This is a genomic window from Salinicola sp. NYA28a, from assembly GCF_976982775.1.
Window position 1 is genome coordinate 1,683,752 of sequence record NZ_OZ334582.1, and the last position, 17,895, is coordinate 1,701,646.

General features: G+C 61.7%; 13 protein-coding genes. 4 read left to right on the forward strand and 9 right to left on the reverse strand.

Annotation, left to right across the window (positions count from 1 at the left end; all coding sequences use genetic code 11):
* Positions 1-35 precede the first annotated feature (35 nt).
* On the forward strand, positions 36-1,961 hold the full coding sequence (locus ACWHY3_RS07605) for an ATP-binding cassette domain-containing protein (RefSeq protein WP_448127944.1): 1,926 nt from the start codon (positions 36-38) through the stop codon (positions 1,959-1,961).
* Between the two features lie 84 nt (positions 1,962-2,045).
* Here ACWHY3_RS07605 and ACWHY3_RS07610 read toward each other — a convergent pair whose 3' ends face one another.
* The gene (locus ACWHY3_RS07610) at positions 2,046-2,501 is read right to left on the reverse strand and encodes a universal stress protein (RefSeq protein ID WP_071230430.1); all 456 of its coding nucleotides are present in this window, start codon (positions 2,499-2,501) and stop codon (positions 2,046-2,048) included.
* A gap of 234 nt (positions 2,502-2,735) precedes the next feature.
* Here ACWHY3_RS07610 and ACWHY3_RS07615 point away from each other — a divergent pair, with 234 nt between their 5' ends.
* Complete coding sequence (locus ACWHY3_RS07615; RefSeq protein ID WP_448127945.1) at positions 2,736-3,257, forward strand: hypothetical protein; 522 nt, start codon at positions 2,736-2,738, stop codon at positions 3,255-3,257.
* 90 nt (positions 3,258-3,347) lie between these two features.
* On the opposite strand, the gene slyA is transcribed toward ACWHY3_RS07615, so the two are convergent.
* Positions 3,348-3,800 (reverse strand): transcriptional regulator SlyA, encoded by a 453-nt coding sequence (gene slyA / locus ACWHY3_RS07620; RefSeq protein ID WP_448127946.1) that lies wholly within the window; start codon positions 3,798-3,800, stop codon positions 3,348-3,350.
* A 77-nt stretch (positions 3,801-3,877) separates the two neighbouring features.
* Positions 3,878-5,008 carry a DUF5924 family protein gene (locus ACWHY3_RS07625; RefSeq protein WP_087720384.1) on the reverse strand — a complete coding sequence of 377 codons (1,131 nt, stop codon included), beginning with the start codon at positions 5,006-5,008 and terminating at the stop codon, positions 3,878-3,880.
* Positions 5,009-5,322: 314 nt separating this feature from the next.
* Between ACWHY3_RS07625 and fadB the strand changes: the two genes are divergently transcribed.
* Both fadB and fadA read left to right on the forward strand, forming a co-directional pair.
* On the forward strand, positions 5,323-7,488 hold the full coding sequence (gene fadB / locus ACWHY3_RS07630; protein WP_448127947.1) for a fatty acid oxidation complex subunit alpha FadB: 2,166 nt from the start codon (positions 5,323-5,325) through the stop codon (positions 7,486-7,488).
* Between the two features lie 26 nt (positions 7,489-7,514).
* Complete coding sequence (gene fadA / locus ACWHY3_RS07635) at positions 7,515-8,690, forward strand: acetyl-CoA C-acyltransferase FadA (RefSeq protein ID WP_448127948.1); 1,176 nt, start codon at positions 7,515-7,517, stop codon at positions 8,688-8,690.
* A gap of 138 nt (positions 8,691-8,828) precedes the next feature.
* Here the strand turns inward: fadA and ACWHY3_RS07640 are convergent, their stop codons facing one another.
* The 6 genes from ACWHY3_RS07640 to ACWHY3_RS07665 all read right to left on the reverse strand — a co-directional run bounded on the left by ACWHY3_RS07640 (position 8,829) and on the right by ACWHY3_RS07665 (position 17,260).
* On the reverse strand, positions 8,829-9,713 hold the full coding sequence (locus tag ACWHY3_RS07640) for a S66 peptidase family protein (protein WP_448127949.1): 885 nt from the start codon (positions 9,711-9,713) through the stop codon (positions 8,829-8,831).
* 142 nt (positions 9,714-9,855) lie between these two features.
* Positions 9,856-11,889: a putative bifunctional diguanylate cyclase/phosphodiesterase gene (locus ACWHY3_RS07645; RefSeq protein WP_448127950.1), complete on the reverse strand. Its 2,034-nt coding sequence runs from the start codon at positions 11,887-11,889 to the stop codon at positions 9,856-9,858.
* A 252-nt stretch (positions 11,890-12,141) separates the two neighbouring features.
* The gene (locus ACWHY3_RS07650; protein ID WP_448127951.1) at positions 12,142-12,528 is read right to left on the reverse strand and encodes an MAPEG family protein; all 387 of its coding nucleotides are present in this window, start codon (positions 12,526-12,528) and stop codon (positions 12,142-12,144) included.
* A gap of 180 nt (positions 12,529-12,708) precedes the next feature.
* On the reverse strand, positions 12,709-14,142 hold the full coding sequence (locus ACWHY3_RS07655; protein ID WP_448127952.1) for a TolC family protein: 1,434 nt from the start codon (positions 14,140-14,142) through the stop codon (positions 12,709-12,711).
* The gene (locus ACWHY3_RS07660) at positions 14,142-15,479 is read right to left on the reverse strand and encodes an HlyD family type I secretion periplasmic adaptor subunit (RefSeq protein WP_448127953.1); all 1,338 of its coding nucleotides are present in this window, start codon (positions 15,477-15,479) and stop codon (positions 14,142-14,144) included. Before ACWHY3_RS07660 ends, ACWHY3_RS07655 begins: the two co-directional genes overlap by 1 nt.
* Complete coding sequence (locus ACWHY3_RS07665) at positions 15,476-17,260, reverse strand: type I secretion system permease/ATPase (protein WP_322529420.1); 1,785 nt, start codon at positions 17,258-17,260, stop codon at positions 15,476-15,478. Before ACWHY3_RS07665 ends, ACWHY3_RS07660 begins: the two co-directional genes overlap by 4 nt.
* Positions 17,261-17,895: the final 635 nt, after the last annotated feature.

The following is a 17,895-nucleotide window of genomic DNA, read 5'->3' on the forward strand; positions in this document are numbered from 1 at the left end:
CACCATTTCGAAGTTTCACGATCGCGAGGTCCTACGTGGCTCTGCTACGCCTTGAACAACTGCAACTCGCCTACGGGCATCATACGCTGCTCGATGGCGCCGACCTGGTCATCGAGAAGGGAGAGCGCATCGCGCTGGTCGGGCGTAACGGCACCGGCAAGTCGACGCTGCTGAAACTGATCGCGGGCGATAATCAAGCCGACGATGGCCACATCTGGCGCGCGCCGGGTCTCAAGATCGGCGTTCTCGAGCAGGCGTTGCCGGACGCCGACGAGGCGACGATTTTCGAAGTCGTCGCCCAGGGGTTGCCCGAAACCGGGGCCCTGCTGGCCGAGTATCACCGTCTCGTGGCGATGGCCGAGCCGGACATGCGACGGCTGGAGACGCTGCAGACACGTCTGGAAGCGCAGGACGGCTGGTCTTTCCATCAGCGTATCGACACCGTGCTGACCCGACTGGGCCTGCCGGCCGACGCCATGATGAGCGGCCTCTCGGGTGGCTGGCGCCGGCGGGTGGCACTGGCGCGCGCCATGGTGGCCGGGCCTGACCTGCTGCTGCTCGACGAGCCGACCAACCATCTCGACATCGATACCATTACCTGGCTCGAAGAGCAGCTTCTGGCATTCGACGGCGCCGTCCTGTTCATTACCCACGACCGCGCCTTTCTTTCGAAGCTGGCGACCACGATTCTGGAGCTCGACCGCGGACGCCTGGGTCGTTACCCCGGTGATTACGCCACCTACCAGGCACAGAAGGCGCACGAACTGGAAGTCGAGGCGCGCGAACGGGCCGAGTTCGACAAGAAACTGGCGCAGGAGGAAACATGGATTCGTCAGGGCATCAAGGCGCGCCGAACCCGCAACGAAGGCCGGGTCCGGGCGCTGGAAAAGATGCGCAACGAACGCTCCCAGCGGCGCGAGCGCCAGGGCAAGGCATCGTTTCAGGTGGATAGCGGCGAACGCAGCGGCAAGCGTGTCGTCGAGCTGCAGGGGGTGACGCACTACTATGCGGAGGCCTGCATCATTCGCGATCTGTCGCTGGAGATTCAGCGCGGCGATCGCATTGGGCTGATCGGGCGCAACGGTGCCGGCAAGACCACGTTGCTCAAGATTCTGCTGGGCGAGCTCGAGCCCAGCGAAGGCAGTGTGCGAATGGGGACCAACCTGTCGGTCGCCTATTTCGACCAGCTGCGTGCGGGGCTCGAGCTGAACAAGAGCGTCTACGACAACGTCGCTCAGGGCAGCGACAAGGTGACGGTCGCGGGCAAGGACAAGCACGTCATCAGCTACCTGCAGGACTTCCTGTTCACGCCGGAGCGCGCACGACAACCGGTCAAGGCTCTATCCGGCGGTGAGTCCAACCGTCTGCTGCTGGCCAAGCTCTTCACCCAGCCCGCCAACGTACTAGTGCTGGACGAGCCGACCAACGATCTCGACGTGGAAACCCTGGAGCTGCTGGAGGAGCTGCTGCTCGACTTCGAAGGCACGCTGCTGCTGGTCTCGCATGACCGCGCGTTCATGGACAACGTGGTCACCGACGTGCTGGCGTTCGAGGGTGATGGCATCGTGCGCAGCTACGTGGGTGGGTATACCGACTGGGTCCGACAGGGCGGGCGGCTACCGCCGGCACCATGGGAGCTGGCCGAGGCACGCAAGGCGCAGGAAAAGCTGGCCGAGCGGCAGACGGCATCTGCGCAATCGACGAAGGGCGAAAGCGACAAGCGTCGCCAGAAGCTCTCCTACAAGCTGCAACGGGAGCTGGACTCGTTACCGGCAACGATCGAATCGCTGGAGGGCAAGATCGCGACGTTCGAGGCCCAGATGGGGGAGCCGGACTTCTACCAGCAGGACAGCGAGACCGTCACCGCGGCCATCGAGGCGCTTTCGGCAACCCAGGCCGAGCTGGATCGGGCAATGGAACGCTGGATGGAACTGGAGGCGATGGCGGAAGGAGAGGGCTAGTCGCCGCTCGCGGCGGCAGAATGTGCCTTGCCCGCGACGGGCAAGGCACATGATTCAGCCATGGAGACGAAGCAGGAGGTCACACTACTCTTCCGTTTCGCCATCCTTGCCGACGCGAACCGCCAATACGTCACACTCCGCGCCATGCAGAACGCCGGTCGATGTCGATCCCAGCAACAGCGCGAAGCCGTGGCGGCCATGGGAGCCCACGACGATCAGGTCCACGTCGTGTTCCTTGGCAAAGCGCTGAATTTCAGTATCCGGCATTCCGACCACGATATGCTGGTCTTCCCGAGGAATATCGTAAGGATCGGAGATGTCGGCCAGTCGCTGCGTGGCGTGTTCGTCGAGCTGATCCTGGATGCTCGTCAGGTCCATCGGGATATCACCGCCATAGGCAAATCCCAGGGGTTCCAGCGTGTGGATGATCGAGAGCTTGGCTTGGTTCCGGCGTGCGATGGGAATCGCGCGTTCCAGGACTTTATGCGAATCCTTGGTCAGATCCACGGCAACCAGCACGTGATGGTATTCGTTGCTCATCGGGTAACCCCCCGTTCGGCGAATGAACATGGATAACTGTAAGCGCGCCTCATGAGCGGCACAACGCAATTTTCGATAATGGCCTGCGGTCAGGCGCCGCAGGCGATCATCAACCATACGCTCCCGCGACGCAACGTGATGTAACCGGTAGAGTGCACGGTGACGCGTCATACCTTGGTCGTAATCAAGGGCAATGGGGTCGGAGGAAAACGGCCGAAACAGGAGAGAAACGTTATGGCGGTGCTGGGTTTTCTGTTGGTTGCCGTACTGCTGATTCTGTCACCAATGGTGTGGCTGCGGCCAAGCCGAGGCGAGTCCATCCGAGGGCAGATGCGGCGGCACGTCAAGGCCAACGGCGGGGAGTTGAACTTTACCAAGGCGCCACTGGCCATGCCGAACGTGGCGCTGACCGGTTATCGGTTGCGATACCCAGGCACGGAATCGGGCAGCGATTTCACCGTGATTCGTAACGATGTCGCCAGCGAAGCACTGGAAGCGGCGACGGACCAATGGCGCTGGCGCCAGGCTCCGCTGCCATCGTTGGATGCCGAGCGCCTGCAGGCACTCAAGCAGTGGCTGGACGGATTGCCGGCGGATGCCCTGATCGTCGAATCCAGCCAGCATACGATGTGCATCTGGTGGCAGGAGGCGATGAGCTTCGAACGGTTTCCGCAGGAGTGGACGAGCTGGCTGGCAATGCGGGATACCCTGGCTGGCAGCGGCAGAAACGTCGAGGTGCCGAACAAGCCTCGGTAGTGGTTCATCGCTTGAGTGGCGCACCGCTTGCGGCGCGGTGCGTTTGGTCGTGATCGTGGCGGAGTGTTCAGGCCGGTGCCTGCTCCCGCCTCAGCTGGCCTTGGCCTGCTCGGACTGACGCTGTAGTTCCAATCCGTTTTTCTCGATGCGATCCAGCATGCTTTCGAAAGCATCGATCTCTTCCGGCGTGAACCCGCCGAGCATTTCATCGCGCACCTCGGTGACGATCTCTTCGATCTTCTCCAGTAGCGGTGTTGCCTCCTCCGTCAGATGAAGACGCTTGGTACGGCGATCTTCGGCGCAAGGACGGCGCTCGATCAGATTCTGCTCTGCCAGTTGGTCCAGCGTGCGCACCAGCGAGGGCGCTTCCACGCCAATGGCTCGCGCCAGATCGCATTGGGCCTGACCTCCGCCCATGTTGCGCAGATTCCAAAGCGTCACCCAGCGTGTCTGGGTCAAGCCCAGTGGCGCCAAGCGTTCATCGATGACGGCGCGCCAGAGTCGCGGCAGGCGTGCCAGTTTAAAGCCGATATGCTGTGCCATAGCGGATTACCTGAATCGTGAACGTCCTAACATTCTCCAAAGCGCCGCAGGATAATGCAAGTCACAATGATTGGCGATTAGTCGGCTTGCTCATCTCCATTTCCCAAGGCATGGCGGATATTCCAGCCGGGGATGCCCAGCGGACGCTGAATTCTGCCATCGGCCGCCGTGGCCGCGCCATCCTCGGCCACTGTGAATCGTACGCTACCGATCCGCTGGCCGGTCTGCGTGATCACATCCACTTGCCAGCGACCTTTTAGGTCAGCGGAGAAATTCTGCTTGTGGGTCCAGGCTCGATAGCCCTGGTCGCGTCCGCCGTGAATGACCAGCGCTATGCGCTCGACGACATCGCCGTCATGACGCCAGACGTGATAGACCTTCTCGCGCAGCCCACGGGGGGCTCGTATCGCCGTATAGACATAGAGGCCGCGCGAGCGGAGTGCCTGCGGCGTCAGCGTCATGCTACCGCTGGGCTCGCGGGCAGCCGTATCGAATCCGGGCGAGAGGGCGCTCCCGGATAGCCACAGCGTCGCTGGTGGTATCCAGGTTCGTCCTGTCCAGGCAATTCCGCCCAGAACGACCAGCAGCCCCGCCATGGCGAGCCAGCGAACGATGCCGCCGGGTTTGAGCAGGCCCATGACACTAGGCAGGCTGAAGAACATCATCGCCAGAATCGAAAGGATCAGGCTCTCTCCCGTTGTCAGGCTCAGCATGATGGGCAGCGTGACCAGCATCACCACGAACACGCACAGCGCATGGAGCAGGAAGTAGAGCCAGCGATGGCGGTTGGACAAGCCGAAATACAGAGGGTCCAGAATGGCGAGGATCGAACAGACGATCAGCAGCCCGGTAAAAACGGCCTGGCCGCTAGTCCAGATCGTCGTGGCAAGAAAGAACGGTAGACAGAAGAACAGCGTCTCTTGGTGCACCATTTGCGCGACGAAAGTCGCCGCCGCGCGGGGCAGCGCGGCATTGCGCCCTCGCCGCGACAGCCATTTACTGGCAATACTCTCGACAATCAACAGAACCCAGGTCAGCATCAGCCCCAGGGCCAGCACGGCGCCCAGCCACTGTTGCCGATCGACCAGGAAAAACCCCAGCAAACCCAGTACGAAAGCGATAGGTGGCCAGACCCAGTGATAGCGGCGCAAACGAGCGACAAGCGGTTCCAGCCGAGCCACTGTCGAAGGTGTCGTGGGGTCTTTCATGGCCACGGGCCAGGCTCCTCCGAGTGATTGTCAAAGCGCCAACCTGTCTGCCCTCCGAAACGAGGAGAGGCCCACAGGCAGGCGGGGGGACATTCTAGCGGGTGAGGCATCACTTTGCGCGAAGACGCCGGCAGACGGCGCCGGGCCGCCGGTGGTCTACGCTGGGGTGAGAGTCGGCGCGGCAGGCCGAGACTTTGGTTGAGCTTGACGAGCCCACCTGCGCGCCTCAAGCTTTCGCTATTCAAACAGTCGTATGATTAGCCTCGTAGACGCCAGCACGGGGCGCTTTCGCAGCCATGGCACGGAGATTTCTCATGCTCTATCAAGGCGATGCCATCCGGGTCGAGCGTCAGGACGGCGATCTCGCGCTCCTGACGTTCGATCTCAAGGATGAGGCGATCAACAAGCTCTCATCCTCGGTCATCGGTGAGTTGTCGCAAGCCGTCGAGGCATTGGAAAGTGAGGCCGGCCTCAAGGGGCTCGTCATCGCCAGCGCCAAGGACGTGTTCATCGTCGGTGCCGATATCACCGAATTTCATGCCATGTTCGCCAAGGACGAAGCTTTCCTGATCGACATGAACACGCGGATTCATGCGCTGTTCAATCGCATCGAGGATCTGCCGTTCCCGACCGTCACCGCGCTCAACGGTCTGGCGCTGGGCGGTGGCTGCGAACTCGGATTGACCACCGATTTCCGCGTCATGGCGGAAACGGCACAGATCGGGCTGCCCGAAACCAAACTGGGCATCGTGCCGGGGTGGGGCGGTTGTGTCCGGTTGCCGCGACTGATCGGTGCCGACAATGCCATCGAGTGGATTGCCGGCGGCTCGCAGAACGATGCCGCCACGGCTTTCAAGGTGGGCGCCGTCGACGCCGTTGTACCGCAGTCCCAGTTGCTGGCGGCGGCCCGGGACATGATCGACAAGGCCAATGCCGGGGATTTCGATTATCGTGCCCGCCGGACCGAAAAGAGCTCGCCGCTGAAGCTCAATGCGGTCGAGCAGATGATGGCGTTCGAGACCGCAAAGGGTTACGTGGCCGGGAAGGCCGGTCCGCATTACCCGGCGCCGATCGAGGCGATTCGTGTCATACAGAAGGGCGCAGGCGAAGAGCGCGAACGTGCCCAGGCGATCGAAGCGCAAGCCTTCGCCAAGCTGGCCAAGACCGACGTCTGCTACAACCTGGTCGGTCTGTTCATGAACGACCAGGCGGTCAAGAAAAAGGCCAAACAGTACGAGAAGGATGCCAAGGCGGTCGAGCAGACCGCAGTGCTCGGGGCGGGCATCATGGGGGGCGGCATCGCCTACCAGAGCGCCTACAAGGGCACGCCGATACTGATGAAGGACATCAAGTCCGAAGCGATCGAGCTTGGCCTGAAGGAAGCCCGCAAACTGCTGACCAAGCAGCTTGAGCGCGGCAAGCTCAGCCAGACGCGAATGGCCGAAGTGCTGAGCAACATTCGTCCGACGCTCTCCTACGGCGATTTCGGTCAGGTCGATCTCGTGGTCGAAGCCGTGGTCGAGAATCCCAGGATCAAGGAAGCGGTACTTGCCGACGTGGAGGCCCAGGTCGCGGACGACACCATTCTGGCATCCAACACCTCGACCATCTCGATCGATCGGCTGGCGGCCAATCTTAAGCGACCCGAGAACTTCTGCGGCATGCACTTCTTCAATCCGGTGCACCGGATGCCGCTGGTCGAAGTCATTCGTGGCGCCAGGACCTCCGATGCCGCGGTCGCCGCGACGGTGGCCTATGCCCGCCAGATGGGCAAGACGCCGATCGTGGTCAACGACTGCCCGGGATTCCTGGTCAATCGGGTTCTGTTCCCCTATTTCGGCGGCTTCAGCGGGCTGGTCGAGCATGGCGTGGACTTCGAGCGTGCCGACAAGATCATGGAGCGCTTCGGTTGGCCGATGGGGCCTGCCTATCTGCTCGATGTCGTCGGCATCGATACCGCCGTGCACGCCAGCGAAGTGATGGCCGAAGGCTTCCCGGATCGAATGGCCCACGACGGCAAGTCCGCGATTCAGATGATGCTGGACAACCAGCGGCTCGGCCAGAAGAACGGCAAGGGCTTCTACGTCTACGAGGAAGACAAGAAGGGCAAGCCGAAGAAGACCCATGACGATGAGGCTCACCGGCTGGTCGCCGGGGTCGTCCGCGAAACGCGGGAACTGTCCGACGACGAGATCATCGCGCGGATGATGGTGCCACTGTGCATGGAGACGGTGCGCTGTCTCGAGGACGGCATCGTCGGGTCGCCGGCCGAGGCGGACATGGCGCTGATCTACGGCATCGGTTTCCCTCCGTTCCGTGGCGGCGCGCTGCGCTATATCGACGCCATGGGCGTGGCCGAGTTCGTGGCGGTAGCGAAACGGCTCGCCGGTGAACTGGGCGCGCTGTATGCACCGACGGCGCGACTCGAGGAAATGGCCGCCAATGGCGAGCGCTTTTACCCTGACGCCAGCGACCGCTGAGTCCACCACCAACCGGAGTCACAGTCATGAGTTTGAAAGCAAGAGATGCCGTGGTGGTCGATGCCGTACGCTCACCCATGGCCAAGGCCAAGAACGGCGCCTTTCGTCACGTCCGCGCCGAGAATCTCTCCGCTGCCGTGATGCAGGCGCTGTTCACTCGCAACGCGAAGCTCGACCCTGCCTGCGTCGACGACATCCTCTGGGGCTGCGTCAACCAGACCCTGGAACAGTCGATGAACATCGCGCGCAATGCCGCCATCCTGACCGGCATCCCGCGTTCGGTGCCGGCGCAGACCATCAATCGCCTCTGTGGATCGTCGATGAGCGCGCTGCATATCGCGGTGGCCAACATTCGCGCCGACATGGGGGATTGCTACCTGATCGGTGGCGTCGAGCACATGGAGCACGTGCCGATGGATCATGGCATCGATGTCAATCCGGCGGCCAGCAAGAGCACTGCCAAGGCGGCGATGATGATGGGCTTGACGGCAGAACTGTTGGGCAAGATGCACGGGGTGACTCGCGAACAGCAGGACCAGTTCGGGCTGCGTTCCCATCGCCGTGCCAGCGAGGCCAATCGTCAAGGCTACTTCGACAACGAGATCGTGCCGATCGAAGGCCACGATCAGCAGGGCTACCGCAGCCTGATCAGGCACGACGAAGTCGTACGCGAAGACGCCAGTCTCGAACAGATGGCATCGCTCAAGCCAGTATTCGATCCCAAGAATGGCACGGTGACCGCGGCTACCTCGTCGGCGCTCTCCGTCGGCGCGTCGGCACTGATGGTAATGAGCTACGAGCGGGCGAAATCACTGGGGCTGGAGCCTCTGGCGAAAGTCGTCTCGACCGGCGTGGCCGGTTGTGATGCTTCGATCATGGGGTATGGCCCGGTTCCGGCGACGCAGAAGGCGCTGGCAACTGCCGGCCTCAAGATCGGTGATATCCAGACGGTCGAGCTCAACGAAGCCTTCGCGGCACAGTCGATCCCGGTGCTGAAGGATCTCGAACTGCTCGATCGGCTGGACGAGGCGGTCAACCTGCATGGTGGCGCCATCGCGCTCGGCCATCCGCTGGGCTGTTCCGGGGCGCGTATCTGCACCACCTTGCTCAACGTCATGCGTCAACAGGACACCGCGATGGGCCTGGCGACGATGTGTATCGGCATGGGGCAGGGTGTGGCTACGGTGTTCGAGCGCGTGTAGGTGCGAATCCGCGTGCAGGATGCCAGTCGTAGCCGGTAGCCAATCGAAACCGGTAGCCAATCGACGATCGCCGCCTCGTCCATGCGAGGCGGCGTTTTTCGTGGATTCGAACGAACGTAACGGATCTTGGTGACAGGCTCAGTCGAGGAAATGCAGCCGATCGCTGGCGATACGCGCCTTCGACCCGTAGCGCCAAGGCAGGTTGTCGCGCCCGTGGCCGATGGGAAGCCCTGCGTAGAGCGGCAGGCCACGGGGCGCCAGCCAGGTCTCGAACAGCGTCTCGATCTCTAGATCCCCGTAGGGGGCGCAATTCTCGAAAGTGCCGATGCAGACGGCGGCGGCGGCGTCCAGCGCGCCGGAATGGACCAGCTGCCACAGGTCGCGCTCGAGTCGGTAGTAGGGCTCGCCGACGTCTTCCAGAATTACGATCGCTCCGGGGGGCGCACGAAACGCCAGCGCGGTGCCGGCAACGCTGGCCAGGGTCGCGAGGTTGCCGCCGACGAGCGGCCCTTCGATCACCGCCGCCGAAGCGGCCGAAACAGGCGTCAACGCCACGCTCTCCGGCGACCGGCCCTCGAGCAGCCCGAGCAGGGCGCTGAAATCCCGGTGGCTCGCGGCGTGAAGGTCGGCGTCATCGCTGGCGAGTTTTACGCCCTCTTTCATCACCGGGCCATGGATGGCCGGCAAGCCGTGGCGATGGCACTGATCCAGCAGCACGCTGAGATCGGAATAACCGATCAACGGCTTGCGAGAGAGCCGGTTCCAGTCGATTTCGGTCGCCAGGTGGGCGCAGCCATAGCCGCCGCGAACGGCCCAGACGGCATCGGTGTCGGGATCGGCGTAGGCATCGTAGAGCGTCTGAAGGCGATGCTCGACGCTTCCGGCCAGGTAGTGTCGTTGATCCTGCAGCCGGTCGGGAAAGTGAACGGCGATACCCAACGGCTGCAAGGCCCGGGCGGCTTGTTCCAGGACATCGGGCCGGGTGAAAGAGGCGGGAGCGATCAGGCTGAAAGTCGGGGGCATGGGTAACGGCTTCACGAAGTCGGGCGAGTGAATGATAACGTTTTGCACGTTACGCCAGCACGGCGCCCGACGCTACCGGCCGTTTTCTTTCCCCGGCCTGACACGTCATGCGACTGGCAGGGAGGCTTCACTGGAGATGCGATCAGAGGTCTCTTTTCAACCGCTCCAATAGCTGTTCCACCGGCATGGGGCGACCCAGGTAGAACCCCTGGTACTGCTTGACGCCCAATGTCTGCAGCAGTTGCCACTGTTCTTCGGTCTCGACGCCTTCGGCAACGGTTTCCATGCCAAGCAGGTTGCACAGTTCGACGATACCTGCCAGCAGGTCGCGTGAACGCCGGTCCGCCTCCAGGCCGTGCATGAAACAGCGGTCGATCTTGATGGTGTCGAAGGGCAGGCGCTTGAGATAGCCCAGCGATGAGTAGCCGGCGCCAAAATCATCCATCGCGACACGGAAGCCCTGGCTTCTGAGATGCTCGATCCGAGCTTCCGGTATCCGCGTGTCTTCCAGGAACACGGACTCCGTCACTTCCAGTTCGATCTGGTCGGCCGTGATGTGATGACGATGGCAGGCACTGCGCAGCGTATTCGCCAGCTTGTCGTCTATCACATGCAGTGCGGAGATGTTCACCGATACCGGCAACGGATGGCCCGTAGCGGCCAGGCGGGCGGCATATCGGGCTGCGCGTTCGATGGCCAGATCACCCAGTGCCGACGCCATTCCGTTGTTTTCGGCGAGCGGTACGAAAACGGCCGGGGGGACTTCACCATGGTCTTCGGTCATCCAGCGCGCCAGCAGCTCGGCACCGATCATCCGGTTGTTGCCATCGAACTTGGGCTGGACCACGAAGTCGAGAGCGTCCCTGGCGATGGCTTCCCGCAGATGGGCGAGCATCGACATCTGTTCCAGGCTGTGATGTTTCAACTGCTCGTGATAGACGACGATGGCGTTCTTGCCCTGGTTCTTCGCCGCATACATGGCGACATCGGCATGCTTGAGCAGAGTCTCTCCATCACGCCCGTTCTGTGGTGCATGAACGATGCCGATACTGGCGGTGACACTGATCTGATGCCCGCCGATCACCATGGGATGGGACAGCGCTTCGAGCAGGCGTTGGGCGATCCTGTCGGCGAGTTCCGTGTCATTGCCCACCTCGATGACCACGACGAATTCGTCGCCGCCCCAGCGAGCGACCAGATCCTTGCTGCGCACCGTGGCGCGTAGCCGTTTGACGATGATCTTCAGCAGGATGTCGCCCGACTGGTGCCCCAGCGAGTCGTTGATGTGCTTGAAACCATCCAGATCGATGAAGAGGACCGCGAGCCCGTGTCCCGGCAGGAGCCTGAGCAGCCGCCCGTTCAGCGTCTGTTGCAGCGTCGCACGGTTGGGAAGTTGGGTCAGCGTGTCGATCCTGGCGAGATGCTCCAGCTCCCGCTCGGAGCGCTTGCGTGCCGAAATGTCTCGTAGAGCGGCGATATAGTGAGTCTCGCCGGTCTCGTCCAGCGTGAAATGGCTGAGGGTCAGTTCCACCGGAACGGGCGCCGCCCCTTCGACATGAAAGAGACCTTCGTAGTGTTGGATGCGATCATTTCGCGCGACCGTCGCCGGGTCGGAACGCAGCACATCGGCATCTATGTACTGCTGCAATGCGCGGCCGAGTATCGCGCTCGGTGGTAACCCGCCGAGCTCGGTGAACGCGTCGTTGGTTTCCAGAATGCGCCAGCGATCGTCGACGACCAGCATCGAATCCCGCGAGGCGGCAAACGCGTGCGCCCGGACGCTGCCATGGGTCCGCTGATCACGCGGATCATCGAGGACTTCCCAGGTGCCAGTTGCCGCGAGAGGGGAGGCTCGACCGTCGCGCAAGGTAATCGCGCCGCGGATGCGCCACCAGATCGATGGCTTGGTGGCGTCGGGTTGTATCAGCACGTCGACGCGGTCCTGCTGACCGTCGTTTATCCGCCGCCATATCATGATCAGGCGCCGACGCTCGGCCGACGGCATCGTCTTCAGCAGCGTCCACCAGTCAAGACGCAGAAGGTCGCTATCGCTTCGTTCGGTTACCGTGCCGCAGAGAAAGCTGCGTTCGGGGGCGGCCCACCGCCAGTAGGAGGTCTGGGCTGCCGCCATGGCTTCCAGCGCCCATTGCTGGTGTGTGTCGAGATTACCAACCATCGCGTTTCCGAAAGGCGGGGCAGGCAGCACTGATTCTCCGAGGCTATCGTCGGTGTCTTGTGGTGAATCGCATTGGAATTCATTGTCGATGGACATGGGACGGGATCTCGATCGCACTCGAATGGCAAAAGCGAATCACGCGGGGTGATTCGAATATTATCGGCTCATTTCGCTAAAACTTGATGGTCCTGAACGCTATGGGTTCTCGCCGTGGCCCTCTTTCCGAAAGCTCGCATCTCGACGCCATACAGCCTATAGCAGGGCAGTCAGGAAAAGTGACATGACGGCCAGAAAGCTGACGACGAAAAGAGAAGACCTCAGCGTCGCCAGATCCATGGCGTAACAGAGACCATGACCGATCCGAGCCAGCACGAAGACAACGCAGGCGATATCCGCAAGCCTGCCGCCACCCGAGGTCTGCATGGCAACGATACCCGCGGTGAACAGCGCCAGCGCTTCCCAAGCGTTGCTTTGCGCTGCCCAGAGACGCGCGCCTTTACCTGTCATCTGCGCATATTGCTGGCGTGGATGATGATTATCCAGATGACCGAATTCCCGACGCCTGACGCTGCTGCTCCAGAATGCCAGCCAGAAGGGCAATAGCGCGGTTATCAGCAGGCACCATAGTGGTAGGCTCATTGCATCCCCTCGGTCGATCCCGCCGAACACCATATCCGGCGATTTTTTAGTCAAGATAGCAGATCGTTCTACGATCGTACGGTTGTCGAATGCGGTCGACTGCGACTTGGAAATATTGGCGCCTCGACCGTCTCGTCATCGGAGCATTGCCCGATATTTCTTTTCCCAACCTGGGCCGGTTCATCCTTCGTCGCTCGGCGCGGCCCGTTCGACACGCTCCAGAATGCTTGCCACCTCCGCCAGTGTCGATGTGTCGAGTTGATCGGTAGTGGCCTGCAGATAGGTGCGATCCTCGAGATAGAGGCAGAGCGTTTCGATGAAGCGAATGCGCAGATCGTAGAGCGAGGAGCGCGCGTCGAGGACATCCACCAGATCTCTCAGGCCGAGAGATTCGCCGCGAATCGCCGCCTGCAGAAACAGACTGCCGGATTCCACCGAGCGCTGCAGGGCCTCCAACTGGCGCAGGTCGCCCTGCATGCTGAGCAGGCGCTTGCGAACCTCCTGCTGAGCCAGTCGGCGTTCGTTCTCCGTGCTGGCCGCGCTGGCTCGTGCCGTCAGCTCTCCTTGATGAATGCTGGCGGTGGTATAGCCACCCTGGTAGATCGGCAGGTTCATCTCCACGCTGGCCGAAAGGTCGTTACTGGTTCGCAAGGCATCGTTACTATCGACATCGCTGTAGCCGACCACCAGGTTGAGTTCAGGATAGCGTGACGCGCGTCGCACGTCGGTATCCCTGTCGGCGACGCGCTGGCGCTCGGCGGCCAGGCGCACCTGCACGTTATTCCGGCTCAGTGACAGCCAGCTCTCCAGCGGGCGAGATTCCGGCGCGATGTTCAGGTTCTCCGGGGTATCGACCAGCACCGGATCAAAGGGAAGCGAAACGCCGGTCAGCCTTTCGAGATCGCTCAGGGCGTTGGTCAGGTCATTTTCCGCCGATGTCTGGTCGGCGACCGCCTGGTCCAGCCGCGACTGGGACTCCAGCAGGTTGATACGATCGCCGATGCCCAGGTCGTAGGCCCGTTGCGCCTGGCGCTGCTGCAGTACCAGCGACTCGCGCTGCGCGATCAGCAAGCCCAGCTTGCGCGAGGCCTGATAGGCATCGAGATAGGTTTCCACCACCTTGACCGCGAGGTCACGCTCGGCGACGGCTACCTGCAGCGCGGCCGCATCCATCTGCGCGCGAGCCTTGCCGACCCGGCGCCAGCGCTCGAGACTGAACAGCGGCTGTGTCATCCGCAGTTCCCAGCTGGTGTCCCGCGTCCGGCCGGACACGCGATCGTCATAGACCTCGTCAGGATAGTCATCGGGATTGTCGGTATAGATATTATCGGCGTCCGTGTAGCGATAGGCGGCGGTGGCATCGAGCCGGGGGCGCAACCCTGCCTGCGCCATCGGCACTTCCTGCGCCATCGATTGGCTATCCAGGCGCTGGCTCTGCAATCCACTGTCGTAGGTCAGCGCCAGGGCGACCAGCTGTGGAAGGGAAGGTAGCGGCGCTGGTGCGGTGCCGGCCGGCTCCGGTAGCGGCGCTTCGATCTTGAGTGGCTGGGCATGCGCCGTGGCGATCAGCGTCGCCAGACAACCGGTCAGGATCCATTGGTGAATCGATGGCATTACTCTTCTCGCATCGCGCGTGCCAGCATGTCGCTGAACGGTTTGAACATATAGCTGGCAAAGGTGCGGTCGCCGGTCTTCAGCATGACTTCGGCAGGCATGCCGGCCAGCAGCTGCATCGAGGAAGTCATTTCGGAATGACCCAAATCGGTGACGCGGATGCGCGCCTTGTAATAATGGGTTCGTGTGGCCTCGTCTTCGAAGCTGTCCGCTGAAACGTGGGCGACCTCTCCCTCGATGACATTGGATAACCGCTGGTTGAAGGCACTGAAGCGAATCTCGGCAGGTTGTCCGATGCGGACGTTGTCGATGTCGCGGTCGGGAATTCGCGCTTCTACGATAAAGGCTTCGTTGGCCGGGACGATTTCCATTACTGTGTCGCCGGAGCGAATAACGGCGCCTTGGGTGTGGACCTGGAGACCGACGACGGTCCCCGAGACCGGCGCGACGATGGCGGTACGCTGAACCTGGTCGCGCAGCGCGGTGACTCGCTCTTCGGCGTCCGTCACCTGGGACTGGACATCCTTGAGATATTCGCCGACTTCCTGGTGGTACTCCTGCCGACGAATCTCCTTCTGGAAGCCGTTTTCGCTGATCTGCGAACGTAGCTGCGCCACTTCGGCGCTATGCTGGGCGTTTTCCCCCTGATACTCGAGCACCTGGCGTTCGAGCTCGCGCAGACGCTGATTGTCTCCAAGCCCCTCCTTGAACAGCGTGCGATAGTCGCCGGCTTCTCCGGAAAGCGAGTTGATCTTGGACCGATTGACCTGCTGCAACCGTTCGAGACCGGCGATCTGCTCCTGCATCTGGCGAGCCTTCTCGTCCAGTGCGGACAGTGCATCCTTCAACGACTGCCGGCGGACCTGGAACAGACGCTGCTGCACGTCGACCACGGCCTGCACCCGCGGCGACACGTCATCGAGCAGGATATCGGGAAACGTCAGCGTGTCGCGGTCGCTCTGCTCGGCCAGCAGGCGGACCTCGCTCGCCAGGGCAATACGGTATTCCGACTCGGCAATCGAGAGCTTGGCCAGCGGCTGGGTGTCGTCGAGCACGATCAGCGAATCTCCGGCACTGACCTGATCGCCATCCTCGACCAGGATGCGTTTGACGATGCCGCCCTCGAAGTGTTGAACCTTCTTAGTCGAGGTCTCGACGGCCACCGATCCCGGCGCCACCACCGCGACCGCGAGATCGGCCGTGACCGACCAGAGCACGAAACCGCCCAGGGCGAATACCAGAATGGCCAGACCCCAGCGTCGGCTGGTGCGATCGCTGGTGGGCAACTGAGGGGCAGGAGCCCCGAGCGCTATCGGCGCGGCAGATGAAATCGTCATGACGTCGGCGGTTCCGGGGGGAGAGGAAGAGATGATCGCGAGTCGTCCGGCTTGCCGCGGGCACGCATCCGGATGGAGTGAACGGGTGTGCCGCTCTCCCGCGAGGATTGCGCCATCTTCGGCGCAGGCTGGCGGGCGGGAGCGCAGGACACCATACGTCCTTCCTGCAGTGTCAGGACACGGTCGACATGCTCGAGGATGGTCGATGAATGGCTGATGATGAACACCGTGGTGCCTTGAGTCTTGAGCTGGCGCAGGCAGTGCAGCAGCGCGCGTTCGCCGCTGGCATCGAGATTGGCGTCCGGCTCGTCGAGCACCACCAGGACCGGGTTGCCGTAAAGCGCCCGGGCCAGGCCGAGTCGCTGGCGCTGCCCGCCGGAAAGGATGCCGCCGGCCCCGCTGATCTGTGTGTCGTAACCCGAGGGTTGCCGCAGAATGATGTCGTGCACGCCCGCCTTCTGGGCGGCCTCGATGACCCGCGCCGGGTCCAGATCACCGAAACGGGCGATATTTTCGCTGATGCTGCCGTCGAACAACTCGACATCCTGAGGCAGATAGCCGATGAAAGGCCCCAGCCGTTCCCGCGGCCACTGGCCGATATCGGTGCCCCCTATCCGGACGCAGCCACTTTGCACCGGCCAGACGCCCAGCATGACGCGAGCGAGCGTCGATTTGCCCGCGGCACTGGGGCCGACGATAGCGATGTGCTCGCCGGGATTGCACAGCAGGTCGAGTTCCCACAGGGTCGGCCGGCTTTCGCCGGGAGGGCCCGCGGTCACCGATTCGAGTGCCAGGCGCCCGGTCGGCGGCGGCAGTGGCATGCGCTGAGGCTCGGCAGGTACCGCCGACAGCAGGGCGTTGAGCCGTCCGTGCGCGGTACGTGCGGCGATGAAACCCTTCCAGCCGCCGATCATCTGGTCGATCGGCGCCAGTGCGCGGCCCATCAGGATGGAGCCGGCGATCATCATGCCGCCGGTCAGGCTACCTTCGATGACCAGAAAGGCACCCAGCCCCAGGATCAACGACTGGAACAGGATTCGCAGGGTTTTCGACACGTTGCTGAGGGTACCGGCCCGATCGCTGGCATGGGATTGATGCAGCAAATAGTCGTGATGCTTTCCTCGCCAGCGGGCGAGCAGATTCGGCAGCATCCCCATGGCCTGGAGCACTTCGGCATTGCGCAGGTTGCTCTGGGCCAGGTCCTGGGACTGGATGTGCTCCCGGTTGGCTTCGCTCAGCAGCGACTGGGTGCTCTTTTCGTTGATCCATGCCAGCGCCAGCAGCACGCTGGCGGCGACGGCGGCGAAGATCCCGAACCAGGGATGGAACAGCGTCAATATGGCGATGTAGACCGGAATCCAGGGCGCATCGAAGAAGGCGAACAACCCGTTGCCGCTGAGAAACTGACGTAGCGTGGTCAGATCATTGAATGGCTGGGCCGACGGCCTGCCTGGCACCAGCAGCGCGCGCTTGAACGTGGCCTGGTAGAGCCGTTCGTTGATCTGCATGTCGAGCCGGTTGCCGACGCGAACCAGAATGCGCGAACGCACCAGATCCAGGGCGCCCATCACGACAAACAGGAACACCACTACCAGCGTCAGCATGAGCAAGGTTTCAGGGCTACGGGTGGTAATTACACGGTCGTATACCTGCAACATGTAAATCGACGGCGCCAGCATGAGCAAGTTGATGAACAGGCTGAACAACAAGATAAACAGGAAAGCCTGACGACTGGCCGATATAGCCTGTTGCAGGTCGGTTTTGTCCTGGGGGTTTGCCACAGCATTTTCTCTTCTGAGGTTGTTGTGGAAAGTGGCGTTGATGCATCGCTGTTCCCATCAGGATGCGTAAATTGTGAACAAGTTTACAAGCGGGTTTTAAGGGCGGATTCCTGGTTGAGAGAGGAGTATGGGGCTTGGGTTGTTGTTTTAATCTTTTTAAATCAATGATTTGTTGTGTTTTTGTCGCGATTGATTCGATATGTGGCAAAAGCCGTGCGAATAAAAACAAAGGATTTCATGGTGATAAGGTTACGAATTTGTACTGAAATGCCAGGCCGATTTTTGGTACTTGAGTTTGATATTTATCATCCTTGAAATTTTATGTAAACGCGCTTTTTATAAGGGGGCGAGAAAGAAGCTAAATCAATGATTATGCGTTGGAAGTGAGGCGTTCGAGTGCTACATTCCATGCGCTTCTCGTTAAACTCGTTTTGATGGTTTTAGAAGTTTCAACTTTGCGCTGGCAGTGAGAAGCGCTAGGTTGCCATCGGTAAGACTCCATCGATAAGACTTTAGTCATGAGTCAGTCCGAGTCTTTCGGCCCATAAACGATCAGCGATAGGGAACTTCCGTCAGTCAATGCTCGGGAGCTCGGCATCGTGTCGGTTAGCGCCGAACGGGCGACGGTCATTCTC